This is a genomic window from Streptomyces sp. URMC 123 (genome assembly GCF_051386515.1).
In the GTDB taxonomy this organism is placed as follows: Bacteria; Actinomycetota; Actinomycetes; order Streptomycetales; family Streptomycetaceae; genus Streptomyces.
In genome coordinates, this window is sequence record NZ_JBPQTV010000268.1 from 1 (window position 1) to 8,859 (window position 8,859).

Annotated in this window: 8 protein-coding genes; 3 read left to right on the forward strand and 5 right to left on the reverse strand. The window is 73.8% G+C overall.

Annotation, left to right across the window (positions count from 1 at the left end; all coding sequences use genetic code 11):
* Positions 1 to 81: 81 nt before the first annotated feature.
* The 5 genes from ACSNOD_RS24220 to ACSNOD_RS24240 form a co-directional block, all read right to left on the reverse strand.
* Positions 82 to 255, reverse strand: a complete 174-nt coding sequence (locus ACSNOD_RS24220; protein ID WP_436769151.1) for a CsbD family protein — start codon at positions 253 to 255, stop codon at positions 82 to 84.
* A 162-nt stretch (positions 256 to 417) separates the two neighbouring features.
* Positions 418 to 918 (reverse strand): pyridoxamine 5'-phosphate oxidase family protein, encoded by a 501-nt coding sequence (locus ACSNOD_RS24225; RefSeq protein WP_436769152.1) that lies wholly within the window; start codon positions 916 to 918, stop codon positions 418 to 420.
* A 124-nt stretch (positions 919 to 1,042) separates the two neighbouring features.
* A complete protein-coding gene (locus tag ACSNOD_RS24230; protein ID WP_436769153.1) occupies positions 1,043 to 1,885 on the reverse strand; it encodes a TetR/AcrR family transcriptional regulator in 843 nt (280 codons plus the stop codon).
* Positions 1,882 to 4,173, reverse strand: coding sequence for an MMPL family transporter (locus ACSNOD_RS24235; RefSeq protein ID WP_436769154.1), 2,292 nt, complete (start codon positions 4,171 to 4,173; stop codon positions 1,882 to 1,884). The genes ACSNOD_RS24230 and ACSNOD_RS24235 overlap by 4 nt, the downstream gene beginning before the upstream one ends.
* 180 nt (positions 4,174 to 4,353) lie before the next feature.
* Complete coding sequence (locus ACSNOD_RS24240) at positions 4,354 to 4,818, reverse strand: hypothetical protein (RefSeq protein WP_436769155.1); 465 nt, start codon at positions 4,816 to 4,818, stop codon at positions 4,354 to 4,356.
* A gap of 185 nt (positions 4,819 to 5,003) precedes the next feature.
* On the opposite strand from ACSNOD_RS24240, the gene ACSNOD_RS24245 reads away from it, so the two are divergent.
* The 3 genes from ACSNOD_RS24245 (at position 5,004) to ACSNOD_RS24255 (ending at position 8,713) form a co-directional block, all read left to right on the forward strand.
* Positions 5,004 to 5,144: a hypothetical protein gene (locus tag ACSNOD_RS24245; RefSeq protein WP_436769156.1), complete on the forward strand. Its 141-nt coding sequence runs from the start codon at positions 5,004 to 5,006 to the stop codon at positions 5,142 to 5,144.
* A gap of 131 nt (positions 5,145 to 5,275) precedes the next feature.
* Positions 5,276 to 6,370: a carboxylate-amine ligase gene (locus ACSNOD_RS24250; RefSeq protein ID WP_436769157.1), complete on the forward strand. Its 1,095-nt coding sequence runs from the start codon at positions 5,276 to 5,278 to the stop codon at positions 6,368 to 6,370.
* A 249-nt stretch (positions 6,371 to 6,619) separates the two neighbouring features.
* Positions 6,620 to 8,713, forward strand: a complete 2,094-nt coding sequence (locus ACSNOD_RS24255) for a catalase (protein ID WP_436769158.1) — start codon at positions 6,620 to 6,622, stop codon at positions 8,711 to 8,713.
* Positions 8,714 to 8,859: the final 146 nt, after the last annotated feature.

Below are 8,859 nucleotides of genomic sequence, written 5' to 3' on the forward strand. Positions count from 1 at the left end.
GGCCGCGGCTCGTTCGCCGCGCCCCCCGCCCCCTGATCGCCGTACGAGGACGGCGTATGGCTCCGGTGAGCCCGAGAGCTCTCAGTGCTTGAACGCGTCCTTGACGTGCTCGCCGGCCTGCTTCACGTCGCCCTCGACCTGGTCCGCCTTGCCCTCGGCCTCCAGGCGCTCGTTGCCGGTCACCTTCCCCGCCGTCTCCTTGGCCTTGCCCTTGAGCTTGTCGGCGCTGTTACGGGCCTTCTTGTCGCCACTCATGGAAGCCTCCTCTGCGAGCGTCCTACGGTTGTCGATGACCGCCGCCTACCCATGGGTCGCGGATGAATGCGGCTCATGGGTCCGTTTTGCGCCCGCGTGGCCGCCGGGGCGCCCGGGCGGCACGGCGAGCGCCGCCGGAGCCGGGCCCGTACGGCGGTGGGCTCAGGTGTCCTCGCGCGGCGGGGAGGCGTCCGTGCCACGCCGGATCGTACGGAGCCGGCCGCCCGGCCGCCATGCCGTCACCACGAGATCGGCGCCCTCCACGCCGGTCCGCACCACCTCGGTGAGGTCGAGACGGAAGAGCGTGAAGGGCTCCGGCGGCCCGACCGCCTCGACGTAGGACCGGAGCGTGTCCGGGTCCGTCACCTCGACGGCGCGCCCGCCGACGCGGACGTCACCGCCGCCCATGGAGGTGTCCGGCCCGGGGTTGGCCTGGAGCGCGCAGCGCGGGTCGCGCCGGAGATCGAGCTCCTTGCGGCTGCCCGGCATCATGCCCAACAGCACCTCGCCGAAGAGGAAGGCCACTTCGAGCCCCGACACCCTCGGCGAACCGTCCTTGCGCACGGTGGCGAGCACATGGTGCCGATACCCCCCGAACCGCTTCTCGACGACCTCGGCGAGCTCGGGCTCCGCCGCCTGCACATCCGCCCAACTGGTGACCATGCCACCAGTCAATCGGCGATACCCGACATCTCCTGTCGGGTATCGCCGGGCTCTTTTCCGGCGGCGGCTCCGCCGCGCGGCTGTTGTCCCACCGCGCGGCGGCTCGCTCCCCGGACGGCCAGATTTACTCCGTGTCGGAGGGCTCGATGGGCGCGGACAGGCTCCGTACGAGATGTGGCAGCGCGAGCCGGTCCAGATGCTCGTACGGCACGTCGTCCGGTTCGAGATAGCTCTGCGCCACCGCGCCCTCGTGCACGGCGATGAGCACCCGTGCCAGTTCGTCGGCGCTGACGAGCAGCCGGCGGCCGGTACGGGCCAGCGCCGTCTCCAGGACCGGCGCCAGCTGCTCACGGAACCGCCGCCGCAGATCGGCGAGGGCGCCGGCGCTCTCCGGGTGGCGGGCGGCGTACAGGTGGTACTCCATCGTCACCAGCCACCACGCCCGGTTCTCCGGGAGGACCGCGAGGAACTTCTCGACGGCCGCCTCCACGCCGTCGTCGTCCGCGCAGGTCGTGGCGGCCTGACCGCCCGGGCGGCGCGTGCCGTCGGGGCTGTCGGGGCCGTCCGGGGCGCTCGTGCCGTCCGCGCCGCCGGGGGGCCCGCACTCGGCGGGCTCCTCCAGCAGCACCTGCCGGGCGTGGTCCAGCAGCACATCCGCCTGGTACTGGCAGAGCGCCGTGAAGAGCTCCTCCATCGTGCGGAAGTTGGAGTAGAACGCCCCCCGGGTGTAGCCGGCGCGCTCGCACACCTCCTCCACCGTGGCGGCCTCCGGCCCCCGCTCGGCGAAGACCTGCAGGGCGGCCTCCAGGAGGCGCTGCCGGGTCAGCACCCGGCGCCGGGTCACCCGCTTCGGCCGCTCCCCGCCCGCCGGCTCGACGGCCCCTTCGACCGTCTCGCCGGCCGCCTCGCCGACGGCCCTGTCGACCGCCCCGGCGCCGGCCGTGCGTCCGGTGTGGGATGAGCTCACGGTGCCTCCGAGGTGACGGGTACGCGGGCGGGCGCGGCGGGCTCCGGCCGGTCCAGGGACGCCCCCTCGACATCGACGTGCGGCAGTACGCGGTCGAGCCGGCGCGGCAGCCACCACGCCCGGTCCCCGGCCAGGGCGAGCACCGCCGGCACGAGCGTCATCCGCACCACGAACGCGTCGACGAGCACACCGACGGCCAGGGCCAGTGCCATGGGCTTGACGATAGCGTCCTCGCTGGCCGCGAAGCTGGCGAACACCGAGAACATGATCAGGGCCGCGGCCGTCACCACCCGCGCGGAGTGCTTGAAACCGGCGAGTACGGCGTCGTGCGCGCGCCCGGAGTGGACGTAGTCCTCGCGGATCGCCGAGACGAGGAAGACCTCGTAGTCCATGGCGAGCCCGAAGAGCACGGCTATGACGATGATCGGCAGGAAGCTGATGACCGGGCCCGTGGTGTGCACCCCGAGCGCATCGGCGAGCCAGCCCCACTGGAACACCGCCACCACCACGCCGAACGCGGCGCCGACCGACAGCAGGAACCCGATGGCGGCCTTCACCGGCACCAGGACGGAGCGGAAGACCAGCAGCAACAGGACGAGGGCGAGGCCGACGACGACACAGGCGAACGGCAGCAGGGCCCCGGCCAGGCGGTCGGACACATCGATGCTCGCGGCCGTCGAGCCGGTGACCGCCAGCTCGGTGCCGGTGCGCTTCTCCAGGGCGCCCGCCCGGTCGCGTATGTCGTGCACCAGGTCGCGGGTCTTCTCGTCGGTGGGGCCGGTGCCGGGCACGATCTGCACGATGGCCAGGTCGTTGTCCGGGTTGAGCTGGGGCGGGCTCGCCACCTTCACGTTCGGCAGCTCGCCGAGGGCGGTGCCGACCTCCGTGGCCGCCTGCCGGAGCCGCTGACCTCGCGCGGCGCCGGTCTCGCCACGGTCGGCCCCGTCGGGGGTGACCACGACGAGCAGCGGGCCGTTGAAGCCGGGGCCGAAGCTGCGGGAGACCAGGTCGTAGGCCTGCCGCTGGCTGGTGTGCGGGGCGGCGCTGCCGTTGTCCGGCAGGGCCAGGCTCAGGTCCTTCGCGGGCACCGCGACGGCGCCGAGGCCCAGCACGACCAGGAGCACGGTCAGCAGCGGACGGGCCGTCACGGCGCGGGCCCAGCGCACGCCGAGCGGGGGCCGGGCGCCGCCGCCGGGGGCTTCCGGGGCCGCCTCGCCGCTGCCGGAGTCACTGCCGGGGCCTGTTGCCCGGGTGTCGCCGCGCTTCGCCTGACGGCGGGAGGGGCCGGGGCGCAGCCGCTCCCCGGCGAGCCCCATGAGCGCGGGCAGCAGGGTGACCGCGATGGCGACGGCGACCGTCACCGTCAGCGACGCGGCCAGGCCCATGATCGTGATGAACGGGATGCGCACCACGGCCAGTCCGGCCATCGCGATGACCACCGTGAGGCCGGCGAAGACCACCGCGCTGCCGGCGGTGCCGGTGGCCCGCCCGATGGACTCGGGCACCGCCTCGCCTTCCGCGAGCTGCGAGCGGTGGCGGGAGAGGATGAAGAGCGCGTAGTCGATGCCGACCGCCAGACCCAGCATCAGGGCCAGCGTCGGGGCGGTCGAGGAGAGAGTGATCAGCTCGGTCAGGGACAGCAGGGCGGCCAGCCCCACGCCCACGCCCAGCAGGGCCGGCAGCAGCGTCAGCCCCGCGGCGAGCGCCGATCCGAAGGTCACCAGGAGCACGATCAGCGCGACCGCCACGCCGATGAGCTCCTTGGCGCTGACCTCCACCCCGGTCGAGGAGAAGGCGTTGCCGCCGACGAGCACCCGCAGGCCCGCGTCGCGGGCCGCCGCCGTCGTCTCCTCCAGGGCGTCGACCGAGTCGTCCGCGAGCTCGTCGCGGGTCACGGAGTAGCGCACCTGCGCGAGCGCCACCCGGTGGTCCTCCGAGACCGTGCCGGTGGCGAACGGGTCGACCACCGCGGCCACCTGCGGGGCGTCGGCCGCGGCGACCAGGGTCCGGCCGATCGCCGCCTTGGCCTTGTCGCCGGTGACCGTCCCGCCCGGCGGCGCCTCGAACACGATCTGCGCGGAGGTGCCGCTGGCGGCGGGCAGCCGGTCGCTCAGCACGTCCAGGGCGTGCTGGGACTCCGTGCCGGGCACCCGGAACTCGTCGTTGGTGCGGCCTCCGGAGGCCACCACGCCGGTGACCGCCACCGCCAGCAGCACCAGCCAGCCGATGATCACCGCCATGCGGTGCCGGGAGCAGAACCGCCCCAGCCGATAGAGCAACCTCGCCATGGAATCCGCCCTCGCGTCCGGCGGGGCACGTGCCGCCCCGCGGCCTTTCCGCTTTCGATACGCGAGTGTATTGGATGCGTGAATGTATTGAATGCGAGGGTGTATCGGTTGTCGTACGCGGCGGGGGCCCGCGCCCGTGTTCTCGGGTCGGCTGTGGGGGAGCGGTTCTCCTGCCGGGCGTCAGCCGTTCGACCAGGGCGACCGGTCGCGCGCCTGCCCTCGGCGGCTCGGCCGGCCGGACGGGCGGTGGCCCGGCCACGGGCGGAGCCGGCCCGGCCAGAACGCCCAGCGCAGCGAGTCGGCCTCCTCCGGCGGCAGCAGGCCCGCCCCGATGAGCGCCGCCCGGCCCGCCTGGCGGCCCGCGATCCGGTAGCCGAGCTCGGAGGAATCCACCTCGTGATACGTGCCGTCCGTGAGCAGTACGGCGGCCGCCACCCCGTCGAGCCCTTCCAGCAGCCCCTCGCGCAGCGCCGGAAGGTACTCCGGGGGCAGACCCCTCTTCGGCACCGCGTTGAGCACCTCGAGCCCACCGTCCGGGCCGGGCGGCTCGAAGTGCGCGACGATGTGCGCGTACGGGCCGCAGGCGCCGATGTTGAGCTTCACCCGGACGCAGACGTCGGGGACGGGGACGGGGAGGCCGGTCATGGGCGCCACGGTATGGGGCCCCGGGGCCGGGTTGCGAGCCGGTATCCGGCGCCGACCGGAGCCGGTGGCCGGCGGGGCCGCCGCCCTCCCCGCCGACCGTGGGCAGGGGCGCGATTCCGCCCCGGGGGGCGATGGGCGCCTCTGCGATGCGGGGGAGTCCGCCCCCCCGCGATGTCGCCCGCGCGGTGTACGCGGCCCTGACGGAGCGGGGCGCGCTCGACCCGGACGGCGCAGCGCTCGCCCCGCATCACGCGGTCAGGGAACTGCGCGCCCGGCACCCCGAGGACCCGCTCCGCTGGACGCCGTACGTCCACGTCGGCCCTTGAGAAGCGGGGTGTGTGCGCCCCCACGTGCGCCCCTTGCACCCCCGCACGCCTCCGTCGGCGCCCCCTGCCGATCACGCCCCGCCATGGCCATGGCCACAGTTTCCGGCGGGCGTGGCGGGGCAGGATAGGGCGTGATCACCCTTGGTGTTGAGGAGGAGTACCTGCTGATCGACCCGGACACCGGAATGCCGGTGCCGCGCGGACAGCAGGTGCGTGCCCTGGTGAGTTCACAGGCCGGGCCCGGCGCCCCCGAGGTGCAGTCCGAGCTGTTGCAGGCCCAGGTGGAGGTCGCCACCCCCATCTGCCGGACCCTGGACGACGTCGGCGGCCATCTGCTGCGGCTGCGCCACGCCCTCGCCGCCGCCGCGGAGAAGGCCGGCTGCCGGCTCGCGGCGTGCGGCGCCGCCCCGGACGCCCCCACCGTCCCCGTGCCCGTGACGAACGAGCACCGCTACCGCGAACTGCGCCGGAACGCCGCCCGCCTGGTGGACGAGCAGCTGGTCAACGGCATGCACGTGCATGTGGCCGTGCCGGACCGGGACACCGCGGTGACGGTGCTCAACCGGGTGCGCCCCTGGCTGCCGGTGCTGGTGGCCATGGCCGGCAACTCGCCGCTGTGGCTGGGCACCGACACCGGCTTCGCCAGCTGGCGCACCGTGGTCTTCGGGCGGTGGCCGGTCAGCGGACCGCCGCCGGCCTTCGACGACCTCCAGGACTACGAGGGGCGGATCGACGCCCTGCTCGACACCGGGACGATTTACGACCGGGGCCAGCTCTACTGGCACGCCCGGGTCTCGGAGCGCTATCCCACGGTGGAGATCCGCGCCGCCGATGTGCAGCTGCGGGCGGACGAGGCGGTGCTCTTCGCCGGGATCGTCCGCGCTCTGGTCGCCACGGCCATCCGGGAGGACAAGGACAGCGAGCCGCTGCCGGCCACGCCGCCCGAGCTGCTGAGCGCGGCCACCTGGCTCGCCGCGCGCCGGGGCCTGAGCCACCACCTGGTGGGGCTCCGCGGCTCGCACGCGGCGGCCACCGACGTGGTGCGCGACCTGATGCGGCACATCCGGCCCGCCCTCGAGGAGTCCGGCGACCTGCCGCAGGTCGCGTCGCTGGCGCACCGGCTGCTGCGCGAGGGCACGGGGGCCGAGCGGCAGCGCCGGGCCCTGCGCGAGGGGGGCAGGCCGGCGCTCTACGGGCTCATCACCGCGCAGACCACGGCCTCCTGACGCCCGCGCCGGTGGGCACGGGCACCGCCCGTCCCCTGATCGCCGCACCGTCCGCGCCGGCCCGTCCCCCCCCCGGAACGCCGCGCGGACCACCGCCTTCCGAGCCGCGACGGCGGCCGTCCCCTTGCTCCACGCGAGTTGTCTCGTCCGGCATCGGGAGGAACCGCCGGCCGCTCCGGCGTTTTCGTTTCGTCTCGCGGGTCACCTGCATACGGACGGGTAGCACGAGCCGAGAGGACAGGACATCACATGGCCGACCCGAAGCAGGAACAGCGTGACGCCTTTCGCGCCGACGACCCGGCCGGGGGGCCGCTGACCACCGACCAGGGCGTCACCGTCGACCACACGGACGACTCCCTCACGGCCGGTGAACGCGGCCCCACACTGATGGAGGACTTCCACTTCCGCGAGAAGCTCACCCGCTTCGACCACGAGCGCATCCCGGAGCGCGTCGTGCACGCCAGAGGCGCCGGTGCCTACGGCTACTTCCAGCCGTACGAGTCCTGCGCGGAGTTCACCCGGGCCGCGTTCCTCCAGGACCCGTCGGAGCGCACCCCGGTCTTCGTGCGGTTCTCCACCGTCCAGGGGCCGCGCGGCTCGGCCGACACCGTGCGCGACGTGCGGGGCTTCGCCACGAAGTTCTACACCTCGGAAGGCAACTACGACCTGGTCGGGAACAACTTCCCGGTCTTCTTCATCCAGGACGGCATCAAGTTCCCCGACTTCGTCCACGCGGTGAAGATGGAGCCGCACAACGAGATCCCCACCGGGGCGTCCGCCCACGACACCCTGTGGGACTTCGTCTCCCTCCAGCCGGAGACCCTGCACACCATCATGTGGCTGATGTCCGACCGGGCCATCCCGCGCAGCTACCGGATGATGCAGGGCTTCGGGGTGCACACGTTCCGCTTCGTGAACGCCCAGGGCAGGGGCACCTTCGTCAAGTTCCACTGGAAGCCCAAGCTCGGGGTGCACTCGCTGGTGTGGGACGAGGCCCAGGAGGCCCAGGGCCGCGACCCGGACTTCAACCGCCGCGACCTGTGGGACACCATCGAGGCCGGGATCTACCCGGAGTGGGAGCTGGGCGTCCAGCTCGTGCCGGAGGAGGACGAGCACTCCTTCGACTTCGACCTGCTGGACGCCACGAAGATCATTCCGGAGGAGCTGGTGCCGCTGCGGCCCATCGGCCGCATGGTGCTCAACCGCAACCCCGACAACTTCTTCGCGGAGACCGAGCAGGTCGCCTTCCACACCGCCAATGTGGTGCCCGGCATCGACTTCACCAACGACCCGCTGCTCCAGGCCCGCAACTTCTCCTATCTGGACACCCAGCTGCTGCGCCTCGGCGGCCCCAACTTCGCGCAGATCCCCGTGAACCGTCCCGTGGCGCCCGTACGCACCAACCAGCGCGACGGCTTCCACCAGAGCAAGATCCACCGGGGCACCAACTACAGCCCCAACTCGCTCGGCGGCGGCTGCCCCGCCCTGGCCGACCCCGACACGCCCGCCTTCCGCCACCTCACGGAGCGCGTGGACGGCCACAAGATCCGCAAGCGGAGCCCCAGCTTCGACGACCACTACACCCAGCCGGCGATGTTCTGGCACAGCATGTCCGACTGGGAGAAGCAGCACATCGTGGACGCCTTCCGGTTCGAGCTGGGCAAGGTGAACGCGATGCAGGTGCGCGAGCGCACCGTCGAGCAGCTCTCACGCGTCGACCACGGCCTCGCGAGCGCCGTCGCCGAGGGCATCGGCGTCGCCCCGCCGCCGCGCCAGGAGACCCCCCGGCCGGCCCCGTCCCCCGCGCTGAGCTTCGAGAACAACAAGGGCGACGGCTCCATCACCACCCGGATGGTCGCCGTGCTGGTCTCCGACGGGGTGGACGCCGGGCAGGCCGAGGCCGTGCGCGGGGCGCTGACCGCGCAGGGAGCCATCGTCGAGATGATCGCCCCCAGGGACGGCGAGGTCGCGGGCGCGGGCGGGGCGGCGCTGGCGGTGGACCGCGCGCTGCCCACGGTCGCCTCGGTGCTGTACGACGCGGTGCTGCTGCCGTCGGGCGGGCTCGGCTCCGGCGATCCGCTCGCCGACGACGCCGCGCTCCGGTTCGTCGAGAACGCCTACCGGCACGGCAAGGCCATCGGCGCGCTCGGCGCGAGCGTGCCGGCCCTGGCCGGCCTGCTGCCGGAGACGGTCACGGTCGCCTCGAACGGCGGTGACCCGGTGGCCGACCGGGGCGTGGTCACCTGCGCCGAACCGACGGCGCCGGGCGAGGGCTTCGCCCGGGCCTTCGCCGAGGCGATCGGGGCACACCGCCACTGGGATCGACCCTCCCTGAGGCGGTGACAGCGGGCCCCCGCCGACGGTGGCGCCGGCCGTAGCCGAGCCCCGCCGGTCGCGGCGCCAAGGCCATGGCCGAGCCCGGCCGATCGTGCCGTCGGCCATGGCGGGCCCCACCGACGTCCGGGCCGCCCTCCTCCCCCGGGGCGGCC

Excerpts from the sequence above, each read along its gene's own strand:
- ACSNOD_RS24240 (WP_436769155.1), bottom strand. The coding sequence starts at position 4,818 with ATGACCGGCCTCCCCGTCCCCGTCCCCGACGTCTGCGTCCGGGTGAAG.
- ACSNOD_RS24235 (WP_436769154.1), bottom strand. The coding sequence starts at position 4,173 with ATGGCGAGGTTGCTCTATCGGCTGGGGCGGTTCTGCTCCCGGCACCGC.
- ACSNOD_RS24220 (WP_436769151.1), bottom strand. The coding sequence starts at position 255 with ATGAGTGGCGACAAGAAGGCCCGTAACAGCGCCGACAAGCTCAAGGGC.
- ACSNOD_RS24255 (WP_436769158.1), top strand. The coding sequence starts at position 6,620 with ATGGCCGACCCGAAGCAGGAACAGCGTGACGCCTTTCGCGCCGACGAC.
- ACSNOD_RS24225 (WP_436769152.1), bottom strand. The coding sequence starts at position 918 with ATGGTCACCAGTTGGGCGGATGTGCAGGCGGCGGAGCCCGAGCTCGCC.